The sequence below is a fragment of the Gordonia alkanivorans genome (assembly GCF_004011905.1).
Classification (GTDB): Bacteria; Actinomycetota; Actinomycetes; order Mycobacteriales; family Mycobacteriaceae; genus Gordonia; species Gordonia alkanivorans.
Map to the genome: position 1 here is coordinate 1,231,770 of NZ_CP027114.1, position 25,767 is coordinate 1,257,536.

The 25,767-nt window shown below is 67.4% G+C and carries 24 protein-coding genes; 10 read left to right on the top strand and 14 right to left on the bottom strand.

The window, feature by feature from the left end:
• Positions 1 to 37 precede the first annotated feature (37 nt).
• Positions 38 to 514, top strand: coding sequence for a hypothetical protein (locus tag C5O27_RS05655; RefSeq protein WP_006358042.1), 477 nt, complete (start codon positions 38 to 40; stop codon positions 512 to 514).
• Between the two features lie 13 nt (positions 515 to 527).
• Here the strand turns inward: C5O27_RS05655 and C5O27_RS05660 are convergent, their stop codons facing one another.
• The 3 genes from C5O27_RS05660 to C5O27_RS05670 all read right to left on the bottom strand — a co-directional run bounded on the left by C5O27_RS05660 (position 528) and on the right by C5O27_RS05670 (position 3,244).
• Positions 528 to 1,067 carry a DUF1697 domain-containing protein gene (locus C5O27_RS05660; protein ID WP_127962146.1) on the bottom strand — a complete coding sequence of 180 codons (540 nt, stop codon included), beginning with the start codon at positions 1,065 to 1,067 and terminating at the stop codon, positions 528 to 530.
• A 21-nt stretch (positions 1,068 to 1,088) separates the two neighbouring features.
• Positions 1,089 to 2,375, bottom strand: coding sequence for a DUF4185 domain-containing protein (locus C5O27_RS05665; RefSeq protein WP_006358040.1), 1,287 nt, complete (start codon positions 2,373 to 2,375; stop codon positions 1,089 to 1,091).
• Between the two features lie 101 nt (positions 2,376 to 2,476).
• Positions 2,477 to 3,244, bottom strand: coding sequence for a methyltransferase domain-containing protein (locus tag C5O27_RS05670; RefSeq protein WP_006358039.1), 768 nt, complete (start codon positions 3,242 to 3,244; stop codon positions 2,477 to 2,479).
• 117 nt (positions 3,245 to 3,361) lie between these two features.
• On the opposite strand from C5O27_RS05670, the gene rnhA reads away from it, so the two are divergent.
• The 3 genes from rnhA to C5O27_RS05685 are packed head-to-tail and all read left to right on the top strand — an operon-like array spanning position 3,362 to position 5,609.
• The gene (rnhA, locus tag C5O27_RS05675) at positions 3,362 to 3,850 is read left to right on the top strand and encodes a ribonuclease HI (protein WP_006358038.1); all 489 of its coding nucleotides are present in this window, start codon (positions 3,362 to 3,364) and stop codon (positions 3,848 to 3,850) included.
• A complete protein-coding gene (locus tag C5O27_RS05680) occupies positions 3,847 to 4,758 on the top strand; it encodes a D-isomer specific 2-hydroxyacid dehydrogenase family protein (protein WP_127962147.1) in 912 nt (303 codons plus the stop codon). Before rnhA ends, C5O27_RS05680 begins: the two co-directional genes overlap by 4 nt.
• Before the next feature lie 59 nt (positions 4,759 to 4,817).
• Positions 4,818 to 5,609, top strand: a complete 792-nt coding sequence (locus tag C5O27_RS05685) for an SDR family oxidoreductase (protein WP_006358036.1) — start codon at positions 4,818 to 4,820, stop codon at positions 5,607 to 5,609.
• A 44-nt stretch (positions 5,610 to 5,653) separates the two neighbouring features.
• On the opposite strand, the gene C5O27_RS05690 is transcribed toward C5O27_RS05685, so the two are convergent.
• Positions 5,654 to 6,223 carry a YdeI/OmpD-associated family protein gene (locus tag C5O27_RS05690; protein WP_127962148.1) on the bottom strand — a complete coding sequence of 190 codons (570 nt, stop codon included), beginning with the start codon at positions 6,221 to 6,223 and terminating at the stop codon, positions 5,654 to 5,656.
• A 46-nt stretch (positions 6,224 to 6,269) separates the two neighbouring features.
• Here C5O27_RS05690 and C5O27_RS05695 point away from each other — a divergent pair, with 46 nt between their 5' ends.
• The gene (locus C5O27_RS05695) at positions 6,270 to 6,965 is read left to right on the top strand and encodes a hypothetical protein (RefSeq protein WP_127962149.1); all 696 of its coding nucleotides are present in this window, start codon (positions 6,270 to 6,272) and stop codon (positions 6,963 to 6,965) included.
• Between the two features lie 101 nt (positions 6,966 to 7,066).
• On the opposite strand, the gene C5O27_RS05700 is transcribed toward C5O27_RS05695, so the two are convergent.
• The 6 genes from C5O27_RS05700 to C5O27_RS05725 all read right to left on the bottom strand — a co-directional run bounded on the left by C5O27_RS05700 (position 7,067) and on the right by C5O27_RS05725 (position 15,966).
• Positions 7,067 to 8,986 carry an ABC transporter ATP-binding protein gene (locus tag C5O27_RS05700; RefSeq protein WP_127962150.1) on the bottom strand — a complete coding sequence of 640 codons (1,920 nt, stop codon included), beginning with the start codon at positions 8,984 to 8,986 and terminating at the stop codon, positions 7,067 to 7,069.
• Entirely contained in the window at positions 8,983 to 10,716 is a 1,734-nt protein-coding gene (locus tag C5O27_RS05705) for an ABC transporter ATP-binding protein (protein WP_127962151.1), read from the bottom strand. The genes C5O27_RS05700 and C5O27_RS05705 overlap by 4 nt, the downstream gene beginning before the upstream one ends.
• A 63-nt stretch (positions 10,717 to 10,779) precedes the next feature.
• Positions 10,780 to 11,580 (bottom strand): family 1 encapsulin nanocompartment shell protein, encoded by an 801-nt coding sequence (locus tag C5O27_RS05710; RefSeq protein ID WP_006358031.1) that lies wholly within the window; start codon positions 11,578 to 11,580, stop codon positions 10,780 to 10,782.
• A gap of 50 nt (positions 11,581 to 11,630) precedes the next feature.
• A complete protein-coding gene (locus tag C5O27_RS05715) occupies positions 11,631 to 12,635 on the bottom strand; it encodes a Dyp-type peroxidase (protein ID WP_127962152.1) in 1,005 nt (334 codons plus the stop codon).
• A gap of 115 nt (positions 12,636 to 12,750) precedes the next feature.
• Positions 12,751 to 14,412: an FAD-binding dehydrogenase gene (locus C5O27_RS05720; RefSeq protein ID WP_035753677.1), complete on the bottom strand. Its 1,662-nt coding sequence runs from the start codon at positions 14,410 to 14,412 to the stop codon at positions 12,751 to 12,753.
• A gap of 75 nt (positions 14,413 to 14,487) precedes the next feature.
• On the bottom strand, positions 14,488 to 15,966 hold the full coding sequence (locus C5O27_RS05725) for an amidase (RefSeq protein WP_127963767.1): 1,479 nt from the start codon (positions 15,964 to 15,966) through the stop codon (positions 14,488 to 14,490).
• A 410-nt stretch (positions 15,967 to 16,376) separates the two neighbouring features.
• Between C5O27_RS05725 and C5O27_RS05730 the strand changes: the two genes are divergently transcribed.
• Positions 16,377 to 17,339 (top strand): alpha/beta hydrolase, encoded by a 963-nt coding sequence (locus C5O27_RS05730; protein ID WP_127962153.1) that lies wholly within the window; start codon positions 16,377 to 16,379, stop codon positions 17,337 to 17,339.
• Positions 17,340 to 17,660: 321 nt separating this feature from the next.
• Here C5O27_RS05730 and pgfA read toward each other — a convergent pair whose 3' ends face one another.
• Positions 17,661 to 19,019, bottom strand: a complete 1,359-nt coding sequence (gene pgfA / locus C5O27_RS05735; protein ID WP_035753681.1) for a cell envelope lipid trafficking protein PgfA — start codon at positions 19,017 to 19,019, stop codon at positions 17,661 to 17,663.
• A gap of 104 nt (positions 19,020 to 19,123) precedes the next feature.
• Positions 19,124 to 20,500, bottom strand: a complete 1,377-nt coding sequence (locus C5O27_RS05740) for an ABC1 kinase family protein (protein WP_127962154.1) — start codon at positions 20,498 to 20,500, stop codon at positions 19,124 to 19,126.
• Between the two features lie 199 nt (positions 20,501 to 20,699).
• Here C5O27_RS05740 and C5O27_RS05745 point away from each other — a divergent pair, with 199 nt between their 5' ends.
• On the top strand, positions 20,700 to 21,743 hold the full coding sequence (locus tag C5O27_RS05745; protein ID WP_006358024.1) for an NAD(P)-dependent alcohol dehydrogenase: 1,044 nt from the start codon (positions 20,700 to 20,702) through the stop codon (positions 21,741 to 21,743).
• Between the two features lie 297 nt (positions 21,744 to 22,040).
• Here C5O27_RS05745 and C5O27_RS05750 read toward each other — a convergent pair whose 3' ends face one another.
• Positions 22,041 to 22,286: a DUF6480 family protein gene (locus C5O27_RS05750; protein ID WP_006358023.1), complete on the bottom strand. Its 246-nt coding sequence runs from the start codon at positions 22,284 to 22,286 to the stop codon at positions 22,041 to 22,043.
• 140 nt (positions 22,287 to 22,426) lie between these two features.
• Between C5O27_RS05750 and C5O27_RS05755 the strand changes: the two genes are divergently transcribed.
• From C5O27_RS05755 to C5O27_RS05765, 3 genes are all read left to right on the top strand, one after another.
• Positions 22,427 to 22,633 carry a hypothetical protein gene (locus C5O27_RS05755; RefSeq protein ID WP_127962155.1) on the top strand — a complete coding sequence of 69 codons (207 nt, stop codon included), beginning with the start codon at positions 22,427 to 22,429 and terminating at the stop codon, positions 22,631 to 22,633.
• A 75-nt stretch (positions 22,634 to 22,708) separates the two neighbouring features.
• On the top strand, positions 22,709 to 23,758 hold the full coding sequence (locus C5O27_RS05760; RefSeq protein ID WP_127963769.1) for a hypothetical protein: 1,050 nt from the start codon (positions 22,709 to 22,711) through the stop codon (positions 23,756 to 23,758).
• 49 nt (positions 23,759 to 23,807) lie between these two features.
• Positions 23,808 to 25,277 carry an aminotransferase class I/II-fold pyridoxal phosphate-dependent enzyme gene (locus C5O27_RS05765; protein ID WP_035753828.1) on the top strand — a complete coding sequence of 490 codons (1,470 nt, stop codon included), beginning with the start codon at positions 23,808 to 23,810 and terminating at the stop codon, positions 25,275 to 25,277.
• Positions 25,278 to 25,330: 53 nt separating this feature from the next.
• On the opposite strand, the gene C5O27_RS05770 is transcribed toward C5O27_RS05765, so the two are convergent.
• Positions 25,331 to 25,765, bottom strand: a complete 435-nt coding sequence (locus C5O27_RS05770; RefSeq protein WP_006358018.1) for an SRPBCC family protein — start codon at positions 25,763 to 25,765, stop codon at positions 25,331 to 25,333.
• Positions 25,766 to 25,767 lie beyond the last annotated feature (2 nt).

The following is a 25,767-nucleotide window of genomic DNA, read 5'->3' on the forward strand; positions in this document are numbered from 1 at the left end:
ATCGTGTGCGAAGCGTGCCGAATCGGGTGATCCGGTCATGATCGCGGTCATCATCATCGTCGCGACCGTGGTGGTCGCACTGTTCGTCCTGGGCGGGGCGGCGTGGTTCGCCTGGGACTCCGACAAACGGGTGCGCAACTTCGCGCGGTCCACCGACCTCATCCCCGGCCGGCCAGGACGCGCACCGGCGAGTTGGACCACTGACAACAGCCGAGAGGCATTGCTGCATCGGCGTATTCGTTACGCGATCGCCGACGTGCACGCCAATCCGGCCATCCCGCTCGACGAGGAACTGGTGTCGGCGCGCGACCGGCTGGACGACGCGGTCTTCGAACTCGACGACCGGCTCATCGCGGCTGCCGAGACCGGTGGCGACGAGGCCACCGAGGTCCTCGACAGCGCCGAATCGGCGGTCAAGGCGCTCGAGGCCCTGCCCAAGAAACTGTGGGAGGCGCCCACGTCGGATCAGCTCGCCGACCTGGATCGCGTGACGCGGGTCCTGTCGCGCGGCTGACCCGCAGATCTCGTCAGCCCTCGGTGAGATCCAGCAGCTTTCGCACAGTGCGCAGGTTACGGCCGGTGCCCTGCACACCCAGCCCTCGCGCGATCGCAGGAGCGGTGAGTTTCGACCGGCCGGCGCCCTCGGCGTAGCGGATGTGGAGATCGGAGCCGATCACCCGTTTGATGTCACCGCCGAAGTCCTTCCCCTCGAAGGCGGCAGCCTTGTCGGCATCGGGTTCGGCGACGAGGAAGTAGACGTAGGAGTACTTGTCGTCGACAACCTCGAAGGGATGCGCGTCGAGCGCGGCCCGCACTTCGGCGGGTGTGCGACTGACGACCTCGCGGAAGAACCCGTAGCGCTTCTCGATCTCGTGCTCGAGTGCACGGTCGAACTCGGCGGGATCACCCGGTGGTGAGCAGAGAAGATTGCCGGACGCGATGTAGGTCGAGACATCGGTGGCTCCGAGTTCGGTTGCGATCTCCCGCAGTTCGGCCATCGGCAGCTTGGCGCCGCCGACGTTGACCGCTCGGATGAGGACGATGCGCGTCGTCGATGATTCGCTCACCGGTTCATGATGGCAGCGGCCTCACAACTTGGACAGGTCGGTGCGCGCCAGCATCACGTTGTAGTCGTCCCAGCGCGACACCACGAAGTACAGATTCTTGCCGCTCGAACGTGGGTGGATGTACGGCGTGTACAGGCCGCTCGACTGCTTGTTGGAGACGAGCACACGCTCGCCGCTCCACGGGCCGACCGGGGTGGGGGACGTGCGCATCATGACGGTCCCGGCACGTTCGGTGAGCATGACGAACTTCTTGAGGTAGTTGTTGTAGGCCACCGACATCTCGCTGACCGGCCGCCCGACGATCGGCGCGGCGTCGGCCGGGTTCGGCGACCATGCGTTGCCGCCCCGGAAGTATTGGTAGCGGCTCAGATTCAGGATGTCTGCGGGTCGGAAGCGAGCGACGAACGCCGAGCCGTGCCGGCCGTTGGGCGTGCCGTACTGGTAGATGTAGTCGCCGCTGCGCAGGAAGGCGCCCATCTGGAATCGGCTGTGGCCCTGCGCGATCTGCGGTACGCCGGGCACGGTCAGTTCGAGGTTCGCACGGATGGTGTTGTTGTCGACGGTCCAGGTCTGACCGTTGTTGCGTGACACCGCGATCGCCGAGTAGTTGGTGGCCCATCGTCCCGGACCCAGCCACTTGTGGATCGACATGAAGCTCAGGAACTGGGTGCCGTTGATCGAGATGCCGCCGGTCGGGATGCGTCCGACCTCGGTGTTGCGGACACCTATTGCGTTGAACATCGGCTGCGAATAGGTGGGATGCGCGGGCGTCACCGATGCGCCGGAGCGGACCGACCCGGGTATGGCGGTCGGGAAGCGGATGGCCTTGTCGAGATTCGAGTTCGCGTCGCTGCGGAGCATCGTGTTGTGTCGCCACACCATCTGACCGGCGCATTTACCCCAGGTGTCGCCGAAGGCCATGAGGACCTGACCCGAACCGTTGTCCCACGGCACCCCGACGTCGGTGGCGGTGATCCCGAAGCGGGCGTCGGTGCGTTCAGGGCTCCGCGGTCCGGTGACCCACGAGACGGCGGTGGTCGCGCCCTTGAGCTTGGGCAGCGGCCCCTGCGGCTTCTTGCCGTCGGCGCGGTAACTACCGAAGTCGATGCTGCCCCAGCCGAGGTCGCTGGACCCGGAGCTGCCCGTGCTGCCGACGTCGCCACCGGTGATGCCGGTGACGTTGCAGACCGCCGCGGCGGCGGGGGAGGCCGCCGCGGAGAGGAGGCCCGCGACCAGGCCGACGGTCACGCCACCGACCACGAGGGCGTGCGAGAACGGGCGCAGGCGTACACGGCTGCGTCGGGACATGGGGACCCCCTGTGGCTACGGCTGATGCCAGTGTTGCAGAAGTGGCAGGTCCGAGTGGTGGAGGTGGCCAAAGCTTGACCGGGGCGTGACCCGGGAGCCGCTTAGTGGCGCGTCGCGACCGCGAAGGCGCGCCGGAACGGCATGAGCGTGCCCCAGTCGTGGCGGGGGTAGGCCTCGGCGAGCCGACGCTTGAGCTCGGGGACGAACTCCTCGCGCAGATGGGTGGGCAAGGCCTGCAGGTACGACCGGGCGCCGGTGCTGAAGATCCAGTCGAACACCGGATCGTTGCCGCCGAGGACATGCAGGTAGGTGGTCTCCCACGCGTTCACCCGGAAACCACGATCGACGAAGAACCGCAGGTAGTCCTCGGCGTCGAGGCGTGGGAGCGGCTTGACCTCGCTCAGCGATTCGGCGAACGGTTCGGTCGTGGCGAGATCGGCCAGCGCGGTGCGGAACGGGGCGTCGTGCCCGTTGGGGACCTGGATCGCGAAGGCGCCGCCGTCAGAGAGGTGGCCCAGCAGACGGTCGATGACCTCGAGCTGGTCGGGGACCCACTGGAACATCGCGTTCGAGATCATCAGGTCGAACGTGCGGTGCGGTGTCCAGTCGACCACGTCGGCGACGTCGAAGTTGGCGCGTGGATCGAAGTTGTCGCTGATGGCACGGTCGATCATGGCCGCGGACTCGTCGATGCCGAGGATCTCGGCGCTCGGCCACTGGGCGCGCAGATGTTTGGTGAGATGCCCCGGGCCGCATCCGAGATCGACGATCGTCGTGGGATTGGTGGGGATCTGCGCGATCAGGTCGAGGAAGGGTCTCGACCGGTCGTCGGCGAATTGCAGATAGCGTGCTGGATCCCAGACAGCCATGCGTCCACAGTAGGGGTCCGGCGGGGGTGGTGTCACGGAGCGAGAGCTTCGGCCGGCGTGGTTCTGCGACAGGATCGGTCTGGGGAGTCGTCGTGGCGCTGCCGTAGGCTTCCCTGCGTGACAGATCCCGCGAACCCTTCTTCCGAGAACCCGACCAGCACCGATGGTGCGGCTGTCGTGGAGATATCCACCGATGGCGCATGCCTGGGCAACCCCGGGCCCGGCGGGTGGGGTGCGGTTCTGCGGTACAAGGGCACCGAGAAGCGGATCTCCGGGTCGGAACCCGAATCCACGAACAACAAGATGGAACTCACCGCTGCCATCGAGGGTCTCGCCGCGCTGACCAGGCCGTCGAAGGTGATCATCTACACCGACTCCACCTATGTGCGGAACGGCATCATGAAGTGGGTCGCCGGCTGGCAGGCGAACGGCTGGAAGACCAAGGACAAGAAGCCGGTGAAGAACGCCGACCTGTGGCGCCGCCTCATCGAGGAGGAGAAGCGTCACGAGGTCGAGTGGCGCTGGGTGAAGGGTCACGCCGGTGACCACTTCAACGAGATCGCCGACGAACTCGCGACCACCGCCGCCCGGGCGGTCACCCGGTGAGCAGCCTGCCCGTCGCCGTCGAGCCCAACCGGGACGAGCACCTCGTCGCCGCAGTCGAGGGCGCCGGCGGCACGATCGTCGGGCTCGACGAGGCGCGGGTACTGGTCTGGATCGGCCCGCCCGCCGAGTTCCCCGAGCTGCCGGATGCCGTCGAGTGGGTGGCCCTCAAGACGGCGGGTATCGAGGACTTCCTGGATGCCGGCCTCCTCGACAACCGCCGTGTCTGGACCAACGCGGCCGGTTTCTACGCCGAGAACGTGGCCGAGCACGCGCTCGCGCTGCTTCTCGCCGGTCTCCGCCAGATCAACACCGCGGTCACGCGGCACTGGGACAAGGAGCGGATCGACACCTCGGTGCGGTCGCTGCACGGTTCGACGGTCGCCATCATCGGCGCCGGCGGCATCGGCGCGTCGCTGGGCCCGCGGTTGAAGGCGTGCGGTGCGCGTGTCGTCGCGGTGAACCGTTCGGGCCGCGATGTGCCCGGCGCCGACGAGGTGCGACGCTCCAGCGAACTGGACTCGGTGTGGTCCTCGGTCGATCATGTGGTGCTCGCCGCGCCGTCGACCGCGAAGACGCGGCACATGATCAACGCCGAAACCCTTGCCGCACTTCCGAGTCACGCGTGGGTCGTGAACATCGCGCGCGGTCCGCTGGTCGACGAGGAGGCCTTGTACCGAGCGCTGGTCGACGGTGAGATCGCCGGCGCGGCGCTCGACGTGACCGATCCCGAACCGCCGGCCGAGGACCACCCGCTGTGGTCGCTGCCGAACGTCATCATCACTCCTCACGTCGCGAACCCGGCCTCGGGCCTGACACGCGAGATGGCGCCGTGGCTGGCCGAGAACGTACGCCGATTCGCGGCGGGCGAGGAACTGATCTCGGTGGTCACACCCGGCCGCGACTACTGAGCAAGGCCAGTTTCTAGAACACGTTCTCGTTTCCGGCCCGTTCGTGGCAAGGTCGGGGAGTGATTCTCGACAGATTCCGTATCGATGACCATGTCGCCGTCGTCACCGGTGCCGGTCGCGGCCTGGGTGCGGCCATCGCCGTGGCCTTCGCGCAGGCAGGTGCCGACGTGGTGATCGCGGCGCGCAGCGAGTTCGACCTCGACCAGGTGGCCGGACAGATCGCCGACGCCGGGCGGCGCGCCCACGTCGTCCCGGTCGATCTCAGCAATGCCGACGCTGCCGCCGCGCTCGCCCAGGCGGCGGTGGAGGAGTTCGGGCGGCTGGACACGATCGTCAACAACGTCGGCGGCGCGATGCCCCGGCCGCTCCTCGACACCACTCCCAAGCACCTCGTCGACGCCTTCGACTTCAACGTCGCCAACGCCCACGCGCTCGTCGTGGCCGGCGCCAAGCAGATGCTCGCGACGACCGGTCACGGCTCGATCATCAACATCACCTCGGCCGTCGGCCGGGTGCCCGGTCGCGCGTATGCCGCCTACGGAACCGCGAAAGCCGCTCTGGCGCACTACACCCGGATCGCCGCGATGGACCTGAACCCGAAGATCCGGGTCAACGGCATCGCGCCGGGCGCGATCCTCACCTCGTCGCTGGAGATCGTCGCAGGCAACGACGAGATGCGGACCGCCGTGGAGAGTGCCACCCCGATGCACCGGCTCGGCGAGCCGGAGGACATCGCCGCCGCCGCGCTCTACCTCGCATCGCCGGCGGGCGCGTACGTGACCGGCAAGATCCTCGAGGTCGACGGCGGGATCATCGCCCCCAACCTGGACCTGCCGATCCCGGACCTGTAGGGGTTTCGACGGGGCTCAACCAGCGGGGAGGGCTCAGCCGACAGTCAGGGGCGGATGTTCTGCGCGGCCTGCTCGACGATGGTCGCGATCCGCTTGGTCTTGGTCTCGGGTCTCTTCGCCAGCGCGATCTGAGCCAGCCCCATCTTCCGGGCGCTGGGTGGGAAGGCGTCCCAGTTGGCGCGGGCCGTCGGGTCCGCGTCGAGGGCGGCGGCGAGTTCGGGGGGCTCGATGCCGGCCTCGGCGTCGTCGAAGATGGTCCACAGGCCACGTGCTTTGGCGTCGTCGATGACCGCCTGGCCGGCCGGTTGCATGCGGCCGGACTCGATCAGGTCGGCGACCCGCGCCTTGTTCGACGCCGCCCACGGACTGTTGCGGCCACGCCGCGTGAACCACAGGCCGCGCCGCGCGTCGTCGAAGACACGGCTGTGGCCGTCGATCCAGCCCCAGCAGAGCGCCTCCCGGACCGCTTCGTCGTAGTCGAGCGGCTCGCGTCCGGAGTCTTTGCGCCAGAAGATGAGCCACACACCGGACGAGCTCTGGTGGTTGTCGCGCAACCACTCTCGCCACTCGTCGAGGGTGTCGACGGCGAGCTGTGGCGCACGCGGATCGGCCATGCGTTCACCCTAATCGCGGACCGTCGGTCTCGGTACAGTTGAGAACGTGACCGGCATTCTCGAGTTCGCGAGCAACAACTGGTGGCTGATCTTCCCCATCGGTGGTGTCGTCGGCGGCTGGGCCGGGTCGATCGCGAAGTACAACGAGAAGCGGCGCAAGGACAAGATCGAACTCGCGCGCATCAAGGCCGCCGCCCAGACCGAACAACTGAAGCTGACCACGACGTCCGTCGAGCAACTCTGCAAGACACTCAAGCAGCATGACGGGCTCAACGAGAAGTGGTTCGCCTACGAACTCGACCTGGCCACGCTGATCGAGTACCCGCTCATGACCGACATGCGCGAACCCCTCACCCTCGCCTTCCATCGTGCGCGGGTCCACGCCGACGACCTGAGACCGGAACCGCCGCACGCCGGCGACACCGAGACGACGCTCGCCCCGGCGGACTTCGTTGATTACCGGGACGCGGTCGGCGACTACGCTGCGACCTTCGACGCCGCGGAACGGGAGGCACGACGCCGCAAGCAGGCCGGCTTCTCGCCGATCGAACGGGAAGCGCTCGACCGCGCCCGCAAGCTGATCAGCGTCGCCTCCGACTCGGGTGCCACCGCCGCGGAACGCCAGGCCGCGTACAAGAAGGCGCGCGCCGAACTCGACGGGCTCATCGACGTGCCGCCCTTGGCCGCCGAACGCCTCGAGCGCCAGATCGCCGGGGAGCTCGAGCGGGGGCGCGGAGACTGAGTTCGCGGCAGATGTCGCCTTTCGTGTCGCCGGGCGATACGAAAGGCGACACCTGCCCCCTGGTGACTACCCACGGTCTTCGCACCTCGGGGAGCGGGAGGTCAGCCCGCCTCGATCGCCCCGGTGAACTGGCTCTCGTAGAGGCGGCAGTAGGCGCCGCGGGCGGCGAGGAGTTCCTCGTGGTTGCCCTGCTCGACGATGTGGCCGTTCTCCATCACCACGATCACATCGGCGTCGCGGACCGTCGAGAGACGATGTGCGATAACGAAACTGGTGCGATCGGTGCGCAGGTTGGCCATCGCCTTCTGGATGAGCAGCTCGGTGCGGGTGTCGACGGAACTGGTCGCCTCGTCGAGGATGAGGATCGTGGGCCGGGCGAGGAAGGCCCGGGCGATCGTGATGAGTTGTCGCTCACCGGCACTGACGCCGCCGCCTTCGTCGTCGAGGACCGTGTCGTAACCGTCGGGGAGGGTCCGGACGAAGTGGTCGACGTGGCTCATCCGTGCGGCCTCGAGCACCTCCTCCCGGGAGGCGGAGGGGTCACCGTAGGCGATGTTGTCGTAGATCGTCCCGCCGAACAGCCACGAGTCCTGCAGCACCATGCCGGTGCGCTCGCGCAGGTCGTCGCGGGTCATCTCGGCGGAGTCCACGCCGTCGACGCGGATGGTCCCGGAGTCGACGTCGTAGAACCGCATGATCAGGTTGACCAGGGTGGTCTTGCCGGCGCCGGTCGGGCCGACTATCGCAACCATGTGCCCGGGACGCGCTGTCAGGGTCAGGTTCTCGATGAGTGGCTTGTCCTCGACATAGCGGAACGAGACGTCGTCGAACTCGATGAGGCCGTGGTCGACCGCGGGGGTCTTCGGGTTCGCCGCGTCGGGGGTCTGCTCCTCGGCGTCGAGGATGTCGAAGATGCGCTCGGCCGACGCGACACCACTCTGCATCAGGTTGATCATCGACCCGATCTGGGTGAGCGGCTGTGTGAACTGGCGTGAGTACTGGATGAATGCCTGTACCTCACCGAGGCTCAGCGAACCCGACGCCACGCGCAGACCGCCGACGACGGCGACCGCCACATAGTTGAGATTCCCGAGGAACATGATGGTCGGCATGATGACGCCGGAGATGAACTGTGCACGCCAACTCGACTGGTACAGCTTCTCGTTGCGTTGGTCGAAGGTCGCCTCGATCTCGCGCTGACGACCGAACGCGGTCACCAGTTCGTGGCCGGTGAAGGCCTCCTCGACCTGGGCGTTGAGGGCGCCGGTCGACGCCCACTGTGCGGAGAAGTGCGGCTTGGAACGCTTCGCGATGACGGTGGTCGCGATGATCGCCAGCGGGACGGTCGCCACTGCGATGAGGGCCAGCAGTGGCGAGATCCAGATCATCATCACCAGCAGTGCGATGACCGTCAGCACCGAGTTCACGAACTGGGCGACGGTCTGCTGCATGCTCTGCGACAGGTTGTCGAGGTCGTTGGTGACCCGGCTGAGCAGCTCGCCGCGCGGCATCGTGTCGTAGTAGCGCAGCGGCAGGCGGTGGACCTTCTCCTCGACCTGCGCGCGGAGCTCCCGGATGGTCTCCACCACGATGATGTTCAGCAGGTACGCGGCCAGCCACGCCAGCCCCGACGCCACGACGTACATCACGAGGGTGATCAGCAGGACGCGGCCGACGTCGCCGAAATCGACTCCGACGCCGGGCGTCACGTCCATCGACGAGACCATGTCGGCGAAGGTGGCGTCGCCCCGGTCGCGCAGACCGGCCACCGCCTGGTCCTTCGACAGTCCCGCAGGCAACATCCGGCCGATGACGCCGTTGAAGACCAGGTCGGTTGCGTGACCGAGGACGCGTGGCGCGATGGCCAGCAGGATGACCGAACCGACGATCGAGGTGAGGGTGACCGTCATCAGGCCGCGGTACGAACCGAGCTGGGCGACAACCCGTTTGATCGACGGCCAGAACGAGCGCGGCTTGGACTCGGGGCCGCCGGCGGCCATCGGTCCACCCGGGCGGGTCATGCGCGCTCCTCCATGGCCAGCTGGGATTCGGCGATCTCGGCGTAGGTGGGACACGAGGTCAGCAGGTCGTCGTGTGTGCCGATGCCGACGACGCGGCCCCGGTCGAGGACGACGATCTGCTCGGCGTCGACGATGGTCGAGATACGTTGCGCGACCACGATCACCGACGCGTCGCGGGTAGCCGGACGCAGCGCCGCCCGCAATCTGGCGTCGGTGGTGAGGTCGAGGGCCGAGAACGAGTCGTCGAACAGGTAGATCGCGGGGCGCCGGACCAGTGCACGCGCGATCGCGAGCCGTTGCCGCTGTCCGCCGGAGACGGTGGTGCCGCCCTGGGCGACGCGGGTGTCGAGGCCGTCGGGCATCGCCGAGACGAACTCGTCGGCCTGGGCGATGCGCAGCGCCTCCCAGATCTCGTCGTCGGTGGCGTCGGACTTGCCGTGCAGGATGTTGGACCGGATGGTCCCGGAGAACAGGTACGGCCGCTGCGGGACCAGGCCGATCACCGAACGCAGTTCGTCGGGATCGAGTCGCTTCACGTCGGTGCCGCCGACGCTGACCCTGCCCTCGGTGGCGTCGATGAGGCGGGGCACGAGTCCTAGGAGCGTCGTCTTGCCGGACCCGGTCGAACCGACGATGGCGGTCGTGGTTCCCGGCGTCACGCGGAAGCAGATGCCGCTCAGCACCGGATCGTCGGCGCCCGGATAGCGGAACTCGGCGGCGTCGAACTCGACGGTTCCGGGATGGCCGGCGAATCCGATCGGGTCGCTCGGCGGATGCACCGAGGTCTCGGTGTCGAGGACCTCGGTGATGCGCTCGGCGCACACCGCGGCGCGCGGCGCCATCATGGCCAGGAACGACGCCATCATGACCGACATCAGGATCTGCATCACGTAGCTCATCAACGCGGTGAGCGCGCCGATCTCGACGCTGCCGTCCGACACTGCGTGCCCGCCGAACCAGATGACCGCGACGATCGTGACGTTCGTGATCACCAAGACCAGCGGGAACATCAGCGCCATCAGCTTGCCGACCCGTAGCGTGGCGTCGGCGAGATGGTCGTTGGCGGATCCGAAACGCTTCCGCTCGTACTCTTCACGGACGAAGGCGCGTACCACGCGGATACCGGTGATCTGTTCGCGCAGAACACGATTCACCGCGTCGATGCGTTCCTGCATCGACCGGAACCCGGGAATCATGCGGGCGATGACGAGACCCATCGACAGCCCGAGAATCGGCACCGCGATCGCGATGACCCACCACAGTGCCGGGGCCTCGCGAATACCCATGATGATCCCGCCGAAGCACATGATGGGAGCCATCACGAGGATCGCGCTGCTCATCACGATCAACATCTGCACCTGCTGGACGTCGTTGGTGGTGCGCGTGATCAACGACGGTGCGCCGAAGGTGCCGACCTCACGGGCCGAGAACGAGTTCACCCGGTGCAGCAGGTCGCCGCGGATGTCGCGGCCCACACCGAGAGCGGCCCGGGCGCCGAAGAACTGCGCGATGATCGTCGCCACGATCTGCACGACGCTCACCAGCAGCATCCAGCCGCCGATGCGCATGATGTAACCGGTGTCGCCGGTCGCCACGCCGTTGTCGATGATGTCGGCGTTGAGGCTCGGCAGGTACAGCATCGCCGCGGTCGCCACGAGCTGCAGCGACACCACCATGACGATGTTGATGCGGTACCGCTGCAGGTACGTACTGATGAGGCGGGTCAACATGGCACGATCACCTGCGCCAGACTAGTTGCCTCCGCTAAAGGGCGAACGTCGGTCTCCCGTCGATCAGCCGCCGAACAACGCGACGGCCGCCTCCCCGGTGTGGGTGAGGTAGGTGAACGATTCCTGGAAGTAGAGGTTCACCACGTCGGCGTCGTGGGAGTCGTAGCCGATCGACACGTCTTGCCCGATCGTCAGTTCGAAGTCGCCGCCGCGGGTGCTCATAACGAATGCGCCGCGGATCGCCGGCGCCCACACGATGTCCCCGTCGAGGAGCCGCTGGATGTGCTGGCGGATGGGGTATCCGTGGTTCGACGTCTCGTTGACCTGCGTGTACACGTCGGCCGACATGGCGACGGAGTACGGCCCGTCGACAGAGGCGAGCCGTAGCGTGGTCAATGCCTGGCTGACGGCCTCCGGGTAGTCGCGGACGTCCTCGGGCAGCTGGATCGGGGTCGCGGTGGCCTCGGAGCGGATGCCGGTGATCGACGCCGCCGCGTAACCCTCGAAGATCGCGCGGTCCTCGGCGAGCGCGAGTTGGCGTGCGGCCTCGACGACCGGGTCCCAGTCGGAGTCCTGCGCACCGCGATCCACATCGTCGATGGCCTCCCGCGAGACGGTGAACGGCACCTTCAACTCGACCAGCGACTGCGTCCGCCTGATGAACGCCTGGATGCCGTCGGCCGGCGAGTCGATCTTGCTGCGATGGCCCAGCGTCACCGCGGCCGTGTCGGCCCCCATCGGGCCCTTCACGTCGACGAGCCGGCGGCCGGCGATGTTCCGCTTGAACGACCGGGTCGCCTCCTCCTCGATCTCCGCCCACGCGGCATCGGAGATGGGAGCGAGCTCGCGGTGCAGGTTGTTCATGGTGGCCTCCTGGTGCGGTGGTGTCGGGCGATGGTCTGTCTGTGGTGGCGCTAGTGCAGGGAACCGATCCCCAGGGAACCGTCGGTGCGGCGGGCCGGGGCCGCGACGGTGGGCTCGACTGTGCCGGGTGCGGGCGGCAGGTCCTCGAGGAAGTCGAGGGTCGGGGTGAAGAACTGCGACCCGGTGACAGCGGTGGTGAAGTCGAGGAGGCGGTCGTAGGTACCCGGCGGATCGCCGATGAACATCTTGCGCAGCATCTCCTCGGTGACGTCGGGGCCGGCGGAGTAGGCGATGTAGAAGGTGCCGTTCTCGCCGTTCCCGGAGACGTCGCCGTAGGGCATGTTGTCGCGGACGACGTCGATCTCCTCGCCGTTCTCGTCCTCGACCTTGTTGAGCGCGATGTGGGAGTTGGGGGGTTTCACGTCGTCGGACATCTCGACGTTGTCGAGCTTGGTGCGCCCTATCGCGGCTTCCTGCTCACTCGTGCTCAGGTCGTTCCACGACGAGAGGTCGTGGACGTAGCGCTGGATGGCGACGTAGCTGCCGCCGGCGAAGGCGGGGTCCTCGTCTCCCACCGTGATCGCGTCGATCGCTGCCTGTCCCACGGGGTTCTCGGTGCCGTCGACGAATCCGATGAGGTCGCGCAGGTCGAAGTAGCGGAAGCCGTGCACTTCGTCGACGACGGTCACCGCGTCGCCGAGGGCGTCGGTGATGAGGCGGCCGAGCTCGAAGCACAGGTCCATCTGGTCCGACTTGATGTGGACCAGCAGATCCGCGGGGGTCGCCGGCGCGGTGTGGACCGCGCCCTCGTAGGGGACGAACGGCCGTAGCGAACGCGGGCGGGGGCCGTCGAACAGCCGGTCCCATGCCTCCGAGCCGAGCGAGACGATGCCGGCCAACGCCGCCTCCGGGGCGCGCGAGGACACCGCGTTGTTCAGTCCCGGGATCTCCTCCAGCACATCACGAACCGTGTCCTCGCCACCGTCGTTGATGGTGAGGACGAGAAAGATCGCCGACTTGGTCTTACGCGTCAGGATCGTCTGCGGCACGGGCACGCCCAATACCCTAGCCGACCCATGTCCGAAATGGGATCGCCGACCGTGCCGTCAAAAAGTAGGGCAGGCAACCCTTTTCGGAGCCGTCCCGAACCGCCGTGCCGGGACGTCGAGATCAGCTGCGCGCGACGGCCCTTCCGGCGGCACGTCCGGAGAAGATGCACCCGCCCAGGAAGGTGCCCTCGAGGGCGTTGTAGCCGTGCACACCGCCGCCGCCGAAACCCGCGACCTCGCCGGCCGCGAACAGGCCGTCGAACGCGCTGCCGTCGGGTCGCAGCACCTGCGAGTCGAGGTTGGTCTCGAGGCCGCCGAGGGTCTTGCGGGTGAGGACGTTGAGCCGCACCGCGATCAGCGGGCCGTGCGCGGGGTCGAGGATCCGGTGGGGCTTGGCCACCCGAACGATCCTGTCGCCGATGAACTGTCGGGCGTTGTTGATCGCCATCAGCTGGGCGTCCTTGGAGAACTTGTTCTCCACCTCGGCGTCGCGGGCGGAGATGACGCGTTCGATGTGCGCGAGATCGAGCTCGGGGCCGCGGGCGATCGCGTTCATCCCGCTGACCAGCTCGGGCAGGTTGTCGGCGACGACGAAGTCGATGCCGTTGCGCACGAAGGCATCCACCGGTCCGGCGGCACCCTTGGCGAGTCGGCTCTTCGCGGCCAGCTTGAGGTCCTTGGAGGTGATGTCGGGGTTCTGTTCGGAACCCGAGAGCATGAACTCCTTCTCGACGATGGACTGGGTGAGGATGAACCACGAGTAGTCGTGACCGGCGGCCAGGATCGCCTTCATCGTCGAGTTCGTGTCGAAGCCGGGAAAGTTCGGCGGCGCGAGGCGGTTGCCGTTGGCGTCGAGCCACAACGACGACGGTCCCGGGATGATCCGGATGGCGTGGTCCGGCCAGATCGGGTCCCAGTTGTGGATGCCCTCGGTGTAGTGCCACATGCGGTCGCGGTTGACGATGCTCGCACCGGCGTCCTCGCTGATCCCCAGCATGCGTCCGTCGACATGTGCCGGGACGCCGGAGATCATCGTCTTGGGTGCGGGGCCGAGACGGTCCACCGGCCAGTTCTTGCGGATGAGGTCATGGTTGTGGCCGATGCCGCCGGACGTCACGATGACCGCTCCGGCGCGAATCTCGAAGTCGCCCACCACATCGCGATTCGACGCCTTGCCGCGTTCGAGGTCGGTCGGTGCGAGGGTGGCGCCCCGCACACCTGCGGCGACGCCGTCTTCGATGATGAGTTCGTCGACGCGATGGCGGAACCGGAACTCGACGAGCCCTCGCTTCTCGGCCTCGAGGACCGGTTCGGCGAAGATCCGGACGACCTCGGGGCCGGTGCCCCAGGTGAGGTGGAAGCGTGGCACGGAATTGCCGTGCCCGTCGGCGAAGCCGCCACCGCGTTCGGCCCAGCCGACGATCGGGGTGATGCGCAGCCCGAGATCGTGCAGATACTGCCGCTTCTCGGTCGCCGCGAAGTCGACATAGGCCCGGGCCCACTGACGCGGCCAGTAGTCCTCGTCGTCGCGGTCGAATCCCGCCGACCCCATCCAGTCCTGCAGGGCGAGGTCCGCGGAGTCGGAGATGCCGAGCCTGCGCTGTTCGGGGGTGTCGACCATGAAGAGTCCGCCCAGCGACCAGAATGCCTGTCCGCCAAGATTGTTGCGGTTCTCCTGGTCGACGACCACCACGCGTCGTCCGGCCTTGGTGAGCTCATATGTCGCGACCAGACCCGCCAGACCCGCACCGACGACCACCGCGTCGGCCACCTGCTTCGTCACGACAACTCCTCACCGCGTCGATGTGCCGCCTGTCCCCACCCGGACACGCGATCCAGAGAGAACATTAGCGCCGCGTCACACCGAGATGTCGGCGTACCGGTGGAACCACGGCGCGGCGTCTTCGAGGGATGCGGCGAGCGCCAGGAGATCACCGTCGGCGCCCAACCGGCCGACGAACTGGACCCCGAGCGGAAGCCCGGTCCCGGTCCAGTGCAGCGGCACACTGATCGCCGGACGTCCGGTCATGTTCGCCAGCTGCGTGTAGGGCACCCAGCCGAGGTTCTCCTCGATGAGCTGGTCGACGATCCCCACCCGCGACATCACCTTCCCCACGCGGGCGCGGGCCGCGAGCCGGGCCGCCCGCTGCAGGAGCGGCGGGGTCGTCATCGACCCGACGGCCGGCGGCGGAACGGCGAGGGTCGGGGTCAGGAGCAGGTCGTGCGTGTCGTGGAAGCGTTCGAGAGCGCGAACGTGGTGGTTGACGTGGTCGAGTGCCCGGAAGAGCGGCACGACCCCGGCCGCCCGGCCGATCTCGGCGAGGGCGAGCGTGTCCGCCTCGAAGTCGGCGTCCCCCGCGCCGGACAGGCGGCGTGCCTCGTCGACCTGGGCGGCCGCCTTGGCGAACCAGATCTCGAGGAAGTCGCGTGCCAGCTCCGCGTCGTCGTGCGGCGGGTCCACCTCCTCGACATGGTGGCCGAGTTCGGTGAGCAGCTGCGCGGCGTGCTCGACGGCCGCGACCGCCTCGGGATGAGGTGCCGGGTTGATGGCCGAACGGGTGGTGAACCCGACCCGCAGCAGCCGCGGGGGAGTGGCGATCCGCGCCGTGAACGACTCGGTGTGGAGGGGTGCGGGATAGGTCGACGACGCGGTGGGCCCGATGATCGCGTCGTAGAGCGCGGCCGCATCGCGCACCGTGCGGGTCACGACGCCCTCGACGCCCATCCCGAAGAGCGGCTCGCCGGTGGCGGGTCCGAACGGCATCAGGCCGCGCGACGCCTTCAGTCCGACGAGTCCGGTACAGGCCGCCGGGATGCGGATGGAGCCGCCGCCGTCGTTGGCACCGGCTGCGGGTACGACGCCGGCGGCCACGGCCGCAGCGCTGCCTCCGGATGAGCCGCCGGGGGTCACGTCGAGGTTCCAGGGGTTGCGCGCCGGACCCCACAGGTCGGATTCGGTGATCGCCTTGGAACCGAACTCCGGGGTGTTGGTCTTGCCGAAGACCACCAGCCCGGCGTCGAGGAAGCGCTGGACGACCGTCGCGTGCTCGGTGGCGACGTGCCGCGCCAGCGACCGGGAGCCGCGCGTCGTCGGATAGCCGCGGTAGTCCTGCGCGAGGTCCTTGATCAGGAAGGGAACGCCAGCGAACGGGCCGGTCAGCTCTGTGCGGGCCCGGTGGTCGGCCTCGGCCTCGATCGGGATGACGATCGCATTCAGGTCGGGGTTCACCGCGGCGGCACGGGCCCGCGCCAGGTCGAGGAGTTCGGCAGCCGTGACCTCACCCGATGCGACGAGCCCGGCGAGGGCGGTGGCGTCGGCGCCGAGGTATTCACCCATGTCCACGGCCCCGACCCTAATGAGTGCGAGGTCGGGGTGCGGCCTGGTTGGCCGATACGGCTGCCTCGGTGATCGAGCTGATCCCCACATCACCGTTAACCACCCAAACGAATAACGGTGCGGTCGCGACAATTTCGTCCGTTCAGAGGGCAAAATCCGACACTTGTGCCGCATATGGGTCATATGAGCTGTTCACAATGAGGCAGATGTGACGCGCACCACTGCCCATCGGTGTCACGAAGGCCCGTCCAGCCTTTGCCGCGACGTTATCGTGCCGTTACACTTCACAACGACGGGTACCGCTCCTGACGGGGATCAATAGAATCCCCCTACGTATGACTTCCGCAGTACCCGGTAGGCAAGACCCAGAAGCGGCCGACTCCGGCCGAGATCCAAAGGAAAACTGACGAATGCTGACTCGCGCCCGTAAGCGCCTCGTCGCCGGACTCGTGGCTCTCGTGGCCGTGTCAGGTGCCACGCTGGTCGCAGCTCCGCCGGCGTCCGCAGCCAATGGTTGCAACGTCGAATACGTCCGCTCGAACGCCATGAACCGGACCGTGCCCGTGTGCATCGTCTCGGCCGGTGGCGGCGGACCGAAGCCGACGCTGTACCTCCTCGACGGCCTGCGTGCCCCCAACAACAACAGCGGTTGGCTCATCAACACCGATGTCGCCCGCTACATGGCCGGCAAGGGCACGAACGTCGCCATCCCGTTCGGCGGCGGCGGCAGCTTCTACACCGACTGGCAGTCCTACGACCCCAAGCTCGGCAACAACAAGTGGGAGACCTTCCTGACCAGCGAGCTGCCGCGCCACATGGCCGCCCGCCACGGCAGCGACAACCGTCGCAACGGCATCGCCGGTCTGTCTATGTCGGGTACCTCGGCGCTCAACCTCGCGTCGCGCCACCCGGGCTTCTACAAGGCGGTCGCCTCCTACAGTGGCTACCCGACCGTCACCATGCCGGGCTTCACCCAGGGCATCCAGGCCTCGGTCATCGAGATGGGCGGCAACCCCACCAACATGTGGGGCTTCTACCCGGCCGGCAGCTGGTTCCAGAACGACCCGTTCCTGACCGCGGGCAACCTGGCCGGCAAGCACGTCTACATCTCCTCCGGTAGCGGCGTCGGCAGCAAGTACGACTCGTCGGTCAACCCGACCAGCGCCAACTTCGACCCGGTCAAGTTCGCGCAGATGATCCCGCTGGAGGTCGCCGCGTCGACCAGTAGCCAGCTGTACGTCGGCCGCGTCGCGCTCGTTCCGGGCGTCAAGCTCACCACCCGGATCACCCCGGACGGTGCGCACTGGTGGGACTACTGGCAGAGCACCTTCAAGGAGTCGTGGGCCAAGACCTTCCGCCCGGCGTTCTTCTGAGCCGCGTAGACGGTCTCGCAACTTCATAGAGACAACGGCAAGGGCCGGTGACCTTCGGGTCACCGGCCCTTGTTGTTGTGCGGGTGGCATGCGGCCCGGAGCTTGCGGAGCCTCTCGTCCCGCTCCCTGAGGAGGTCCCGGAGCTTGCGGAGGGGCCGTCTCGAAGGGCTGGTGAGGGTTCGCGACGGGAGCGCCCGAGGGCAGATGCAGCGGAACGTATCGCCGACCGACACCTTTCGCTACATCTGCACCCATACGAAAACACCGCGGGTGCATCCGGTGATCCGGATGCACCCGCGGTGGTCGTTCTGGCAGCTGGCCCTACTCGGGCGGCGGCTGCTTGCGGAAGGAGCGCGTCGACGAGTCGTCGGCGGGCGGTTCGCCGCCGTCGACCTTCGGGATCTGCTCGGTCGGCCGCTCCCACGGGTTGCCGGCCGACGATGCGGTACCGGCCGCCGGACCGTCCCGCTTGATCATGGAAGTCCGGCGGTCATCTGCGGCGGGCGCGGTGGCAGCCGGGCCTGCGGTGGCCACGGCGGCGTCGTCGCGACGTCCGCGGAAGAACATGAAGGCCGCAAGCGCCAGCATGATCACGCCGAGCACGCCGAGGACGATCGGCAGCCAGAAGCCCAGGAGCTTCAGCTGCGTCACGTAACCGCTGGCGGTGTCGGCCTGCTTGGTGACGATCCCGTCGGCCCACTTGAAGGTGCCCTTCAGCGCGTCCATGCGGAAGTTGCGGACGACCTCGGGGTTGGACTCGCTCTGGTCGGGCGACTTGAAGTACTGGTGCTGATCCTCACGGCCGTCGACGATGGTGCCGGTGATCGGCTCGACGTAGACGTGGCGCACCGCCGCAGCGTGGCGGTGCATCGTGATCGGATCGTTCGGGCGGACGCCCTGACCGCTGATGCCCCACCACTTGGCAGGCATCGTCAGCATGGTGCCGAGGGCGGCTTCGCCCTGGGCGTTCGGCAGGCTCGACAGGTCCTTCTCCGGGACGTCGCAGGCGAAGTGAAGGGTCTTGATGCCCTTGATCTCGACCTCGTCCTGGAACTTCGCGGTGCAGTCCTGGCGGGTGTTGAGGTCGTAGTAGAGGTAGTCGCGCTGCTGGACGTCGAACCCGAACTTGTACTGGAAGCCCTTGCGGTTGTCCAGGGCGACCGAGACGTCGTTGACGTTGCCGCCCGGCGGCACGGCCTCGAGCTGCAGCGAACTCACGGCACCGTTGGGGACCGACGTCTTGCGGTTCACCGACACGCGGTCGATGCTCGCGGTGAGCAGGCCGTCCTTACAGGTACGGGTCTCGCCGGCAGCGGCGACGGTGGGCTCGGTCTCCTGACCGTCGGCGTCGCGCAGGCGGTCGATCAGGACGGTCTGCGCGGACTGCAGAGTCGCCTGGCGGCTGTCCGAAGGCTCGACGATCACCGAGCGGCGTTGCTGGGTGAGATGCGCCTCGAATGTGCGGGCACGATCCTCCGACACCGAGCAACGGTCGAAGATCACCGCCGGGAAGCGGTCACCGGTGGACCCGTCGGCGGCGACGGTCGTGGCATCCGAGGTGATGTCGAGGTCGAGTGGCACCACCTTCAGCGTCGGCACCAGGTACAGCGGGATGGCAAGGGCGACCGCGAGGAACGCGGCACCGAAAAAGGCCAGCAGTGCCGGCACGAAACGTCTCATGTGTGACTCCTGTGAATCAGCAGCGTAATCGGTACCACCCTAGCGGGCGTCTCGCGTTCCGTACGCGTCAGTAGGCCCGACATGCCGGGATTCGCGATCGTGCATCAGTTCGTGCGGGTCGGGTCGGCGCGCCGATCGCGTTCGGCCTCCTTCAGGATCCCGGCCATATACCCGTAAATCTCCTTGTCGGACATCGCTTTCCATCTCGGGGCCAGGAGCTTCGTGTACTTCTCGACGTACAGCAGCTGTTTGCCGACCAGAACCAGCTCGCGGGGGAGTCGGGCGTCGTGGGCCTTGGCCACCGCGGCGAGCTGTCGGCCCAGGTCGGTGTAGGACATCGAGCCCAGATCGGTCGTCGACAACGGGGTCGTCACCTTCTTGATGTCCTCGGCGCCCTTGGTGGTCGACCCGGGCTTGTGCACGGCGCCGAGCAAGAAGATCGCCCGACCCGCGGATTCGTAGTCTGCGCGGACCACCAGGTCGACGACGAGTTGGCGGAGGATGCGGCGGGTGCGGGGCGTGAACCGCCCGACGATGCCGAAGTCGAGCAGCACGATCTTCCCGGCGTCGTCGACGAGGACGTTCCCGGCGTGCAGGTCACCGTGGAAGAGACCGCCGTGGAATGCCGAGTCGAGCAGCGACAACAAGAGGTTGCGGCACAGCGCGACGCCGTCGTGCCCGGCCGCCCGGACCGCCGCGGCGTCGTCGATCCGGACCGCGTGGATGCGCTCCATCGTCAGCACGCGCGGCGTCGTGAACTCGTCGTAGACGCGCGGCACGCGGACGCGGTCGCCGAAGGGGCCCGGCTGTAGGCAGTCGAACCACTCGCGCATGGTGTCGGCCTCGATCCGGAAATCGAGTTCGGCGTCCAGACCGGCCGCGAAGTCCTCGACGACATGGCGTGCACTGAGCATCCGGCCGTACTCGGAGATCTCGACGAGACCGGCGACCCTCTCGAGGATCGCGACGTCGGGGGCCAGGCGGTCGGCGATCCCGGGTCGCTGGATCTTGACGACCACCTCGTCGCCGCTGTGCAGGGTCGCGGTGTGGACCTGGGCGATAGACGCCGAGGCGATCGGCACCGGATCGAACTGTGCGAACACCTCTTCGGGCGGGCGGCCGAGTTCGGCGACGAACTGTGCGCGCATCGCGTCGGGATCGGCCGGCTTCACGCGGTCGAGCAGCGACTCGAATTCCGAGGAGAGGGCGTCGGAGAAGACGCCGGGACTGGAGGCGATGAGCTGCCCGAGCTTCACATACGTCGGGCCGAGATGTTCGAAGGTGGCGCGTAGTTCATGCGCGGCGCGCGCAGCACTGGGTGCGCGACCGCGCAGCGCGTCGCCTGCCGTGTGGAGGACGAAGCGTCCGAGGCCCGCAGCCGCGTGCGCAGTGGTCGTCCCGAATCGCGTGACCTCGGCGATGGGCGACACCGGGTGCAACTGCGTGCGCCGGCCGTCGTCGACCGAGCTGTTGATAGTCACCGTCGGCCATTGTAACGATCATCGATGTCCGATCCAGTGTCTCCACGGGCTGCGTCGGGCTCCGACGTGCCGAGGTGGCGGAGACGCACGGACGACGGCAGACTTGTTCCGTGCCGACCCATGCGCCCTCGCGCATCGGTCCTTCGACCGCGAACAGTGTCGACACCCTCTAGCACCCCACCCCCTAGGAGATCCCCGTATGCCCACGACGGTCAACGCGTACATAGCCACGGCAGCGGATCGCCCGCTCGAACCGACCACGATCGAGCGACGCGACCTCGGGCCGAACGACGTCGCGATCGCCATCGCCTACGCCGGCATCTGCCACTCCGACATCCACACGGCGCGAAACGAGTGGAACGGCACCAAGTTCCCGGTGGTGCCGGGGCACGAGATCGCCGGTACGGTCTCGGCCGTCGGTGCGGGCGTCACCCGCTACGCCGTCGGCGACCGTGTCGGCGTCGGCTGTTTCGTCGACTCCTGTCGTGAATGCGAGCCGTGCCGCCTCGGTGAGGAGCAGTACTGCGAGCGGGGAAACACCGGAACCTACAACGCGACCGGCCGTGACGGGCAACGCACCCACGGTGGATACAGCACGTCCATCGTCGTCGACGAGAACTATGTCTGCCGCATCCCGGAGGGCATCGCGCTCGACGTGGCGGCTCCGCTGCTGTGCGCCGGGATCACCCTGTATTCGCCGCTGCGACACTGGGAGGCGGGTCCCGGCAAGAAGGTGGCCGTCATCGGGCTCGGCGGTCTCGGACACGTCGGCGTCAAGATCGCGCACGCACTCGGCGCGGAGGTGACGGTCCTGTCGCAGTCGCTGAAGAAGATGGAGGACGGGCTGCGCCTGGGCGCCGACCACTACTACGCGACGAGTGATCCGCAGACCTTCCGCGAGTTGCGGGGGCGGTTCGACCTCATCCTCAACACCGTGTCGGCCAACCTCGACATCGGGAAGTACCTCGGTATGCTCGCGCTCGACGGCACGCTCGTCGAACTCGGTCTGCCCGAACATCCGATCGAGGTCCCGGCGGGCGCGCTGATCGGCAAGCGCCGAAGCTTCTCCGGTTCGATGATCGGTGGGATCGCCCAGACCCAGGAGATGCTCGACTTCTGCGCCGAGCACGGTATCGGTGCCGAGATCGAGGTGATCTCCGCCGACCGGATCAACGAGGCGTACGACCGGGTGGTCGCCTCGGACGTGCGCTACCGGTTCGTCATCGACACGGCCACGCTCTGACCCGACGACTCGTCTCGGCCCGGTCCGCTCAACCGGCGGCCGGGCCGGATGTTTGATGTACTCGTTGCTGGGAATCCGTACGCGGAACAATCCGCACCAACCTCGAGGAGGCGGCCGCGCATGACGTCAACGGAACTCGCGCCGGTCGAGCAACGCACCGATGCGCCGCGACACGTCGAACTTCCCTTCACTCATGAGGGGGTGGGCGCGACACAGATGGTGCCCTGGCGCAACGGAATTCGGCACGACGCCAGGTCCTCGACGATCCTTCCGGATCGCCGACGGGCCGATCGGACCTCAGAAGACCATCGTGATGAGCCCGATGATGATCACCACCATCGCGATCACCAGCAGCCCGACGCCCAGCAATGCGCCGACCCCGCCGGCCGGGAAGCGTTTGGTCCGATCGGGTTGTTCGTGCGAAAGGCCTGACGTCTGAGGGGTATCGGGAGGGGTGTCGCCGGGGGCGACGCCGCCACCGGCCTCGAGGTCGGGTGTCTCCTCCGGTGCCGGGTCCATGGACTCGCGCGGTTCGTCTGACATGTCGGTCGCATACCCGCGTCACCGGGGTCCCACACTTCGAGTCCAGCGCGTGGGGCGTGGGGCGGCGTTTGGAAGACGTCCGTACCGGGAAACCGGACATCTGACGGATACCCGAAACGGATTGGTGGTGAAGGACCTACATGTCCGAAGAGCTTCCGATGGAGCCGGCCGAGACCGGCACACCGGACCAGACACCCGACGACGCGCGCCGCAAGGTCGACGAACTCGAGGCGGAACACGTCGACGAACCCGATGAGAAGCCGACGTCGGCTGAACCGACATCCACATCCGACGACGAGGACGACCTCGAGGCACCTGCGGCCGGCGACCCCGAGCCGCCGGACTGACCAGCGCCGAGGAGACCGTCGGTGGATTCCACAACCGTCGAGCGCCAGGAGGGCAGGAGCATCCCGAGTCTGCGCATGGTGGCCGAGCACGGGTTGCCGGAGACGCTGATCACCAACGGAGAGGACCGGATTCGCGGTATCGCCGAACGGTTCGGTATGGAGTACCGCGGGGTCACGGTCACCCGTGACACAACACTTCAGATGACCCCGCGCGGTGATCTCGAGACCGTCTGGGGATCCGACCGGATTCCGGACGAGGTCGTGGTCTTCGTGACGGAGATGCCCCGTCTGTTCAGTGGGCTCGGTGGTGACACCCGGGCCCGGGACCGCGTCGTGCTGGCCGAACTCGACCGGGAACGCGGCGCCGCGGTGATCTCGCTGCCGGCGCTGGGGCCCTCGCCCCGCCGACGGCTGGGCAAACTGATCACGATGGTCGTGTCCGTGCTCAAGGATTCCTCGACCGAGCCGTTCGAACTGTCTCGCGGACTGGTGGTCGAACGGGATGGCGAGACGGAATACGTTGTGGCCCAGGGTCTTGTCTCGCGGGCGCTGCTGACGGCGGGGATGGTCCGCGGAAACCGGCCGTGGCGGCTGATCCCGATGCTCACGGGCATGACGGCAGCCGCGGCCGCGGCGGCGTCGTTCGGTGTCTTCTTCTCCACCATCTGGTCGATGGCCAACGCGCTCAGTCCGTGGCGCCTGGCCGCCATCTCCGTATTGTCGATGGTGCTGGCGACACTCTGGCTGATCGTCAACAACCGCCTCTGGGAGCGGACCACCGACACCTACCGGCCCCGCGCCCGCCTCTACAACACGGCCACGGTCTGCACCGTCGTCTTCAGCGCGGTGGTTCTCTACGTCGGCCTGTTCCTCGCGGTCCTCGTCGCCGCGATGACCGTCATCGACGAGACCTTCCTGTCCTCACAGCTCGGATTTCAAGCAGGACTGAACAACTACCTCAACCTCGCCTGGCTGGCGACCTCGATGGGGATCTTCGCCGGCGCGCTGGGGTCCAGCGCCGACAGCCACGACGACGTGCTCCGGGCGACGTACGGTTATCGAGAACGCCTGCGACGCCGCGCAGCGCAGTCGTCGCAGGGCGGCGAGATGAGCGAATCCCACTGACCCGCAGCATCGTGCTGCCACAAACTGATCGGAGTCCGACATGCCGTCTCTGGATCAATCTCGAGCTCCGCTCCTGGAAGCGCTCGACAAGTACCGTCGCAACAACCGATACGGCTACACGCCGCCCGGCCACCGGCAGGGGAGAGGCGTCGACGAGCGCACCCGTACCACGATCGGAGCGGCCGCGTTCGAATCGGATGTCCTCGCGTCCGGCGGCCTCGACGACAGGCGGATGTCCAACGCCTACTTGTCCGACGCCGAAGAGCTGATGGCGGATGCCGTCGGAGCCGAACTGGCATTCTTCTCCACCTGCGGCAGTTCGTTGTCGGTGAAGGCAGCGATGATGGCGGTGGCCGGCGGTGAAGGCGGTGAACTGCTCATCACCCGGGACGCGCACAAGTCGATCGTCGCCGGGTTGATCTTCTCCGGCCTTCGTCCACGGTGGGTGCGCCCGCGCTGGGACGAGAATCTCCACCTGACGCATCCGCCGTCGCCCGAGGAGGTACGCAAGGCGTGGGAGACGGATCCGCAGGCCGCCGGCCTCCTCATCGTCAGTCCGACGCCGTACGGCACCTGCGCGGACATCCGGGCGATCGCCGACGTGTGTCACGAGTACGGCAAGCCCTTGATCGTCGACGAGGCGTGGGGTGCGCACCTGCCGTTCCACGACGAGCTGCCTACGTGGGCAATGTATGCCGGAGCCGACCTGTGCGTCGTCAGCGTTCACAAGATGGGCGCGGGATTCGAACAGGGGTCGGTGTTCCACGTACAGGGGGACCTGATCGACCGCTCCCGGCTGTCCCAGTGTGCAGACCTGCTCATGACCACGAGCCCGAGTGTCCCGATTTACGCCGCGCTCGACGGTTGGCGCCGGAACATGGTCGAATCGGGTCGCGAAATCTTCGGTGGTGGATTGGAGTTGGCCCGACACATACGACGGAGCGTCGACGAGATGGAGGGTCTGATCGTGATGCACGACGAACTGCTCCACGAGGAGGCCAGTCACGATCTCGACGAGATGCAGGTCCTCATCGACGTCCGAGATCTCGGGGCCAGCGGCTATCAGTGTGCGGACTGGCTCCGAGCGCACCACTGCGTCGACGTCGGAATGAGTGACCACCGCCGTATCCTCGCCACCATCTCACACGCGGACGACGAGGACACCGCGGATCGGTTGCTCACCGCGCTGAGCGACCTCGCTTCCGCCGCAGGATCTTTCGATCACCCTCCGGCGATCCACCAACCGACTCCGGAGGAGCTGCAGCTGGAGACAAGGATGCTCCCGCGGGATGCGTTCTTCGGAGACACCGAGCGGGTACCACTCGACGACGCGCCGGGACATGTTGCCGCCGAACAGATCACGCCGTATCCCCCCGGCATCCCGGTGGTGGTCCCGGGCGAGGTGCTGAACGATGCGGTGGTCGAGTACCTGCGGACCGGCAAGAACGCAGGGATGAACCTGCCCGATGCCGCAGACGACGATCTGGACACCATCAAGGTCGTGTGCCGCCCTTCCTGATATCGAAGGGCGCAGACGCCATGTAGACGGTTACCCGCGAACGGCGGGGAAGGTCAGCTGGGTTGGCGCTCGGCGAGCATTGCCAGACGGGTCAGACACTCGTTCAGCCGGGGAGACATGACCGTCTGCTGCACAACCGGCGGAATCCATTTCAGTGGTGCGGTCTCGACGAACTCTTCCATACCGATGATCGAGCCGTTGCCGTCCTTCTCGATCGTCATCCGGATGCGGGCGCGACCGAAGGGCCAGCCGGCGGCGGAGAGCTCCAGCAGCCCGGCCTTGGATTCGCACGACGTGGTCTCGTCGTTGAGCAGCGCCGGCCAGACACCCACCGAGTGGTGGATCCTCGACCCGGCCTGAGGCCAGTTGGCATCGACGTCGCGGATGCGTGATGCGCCGACCACCCAGGAGGCGTAGAGCCAACCGTTGGACAGCACCGACCAGACCTGTGCGGGAGTTGCGGATGTGTGGCGTTCGACGCGATTCATGG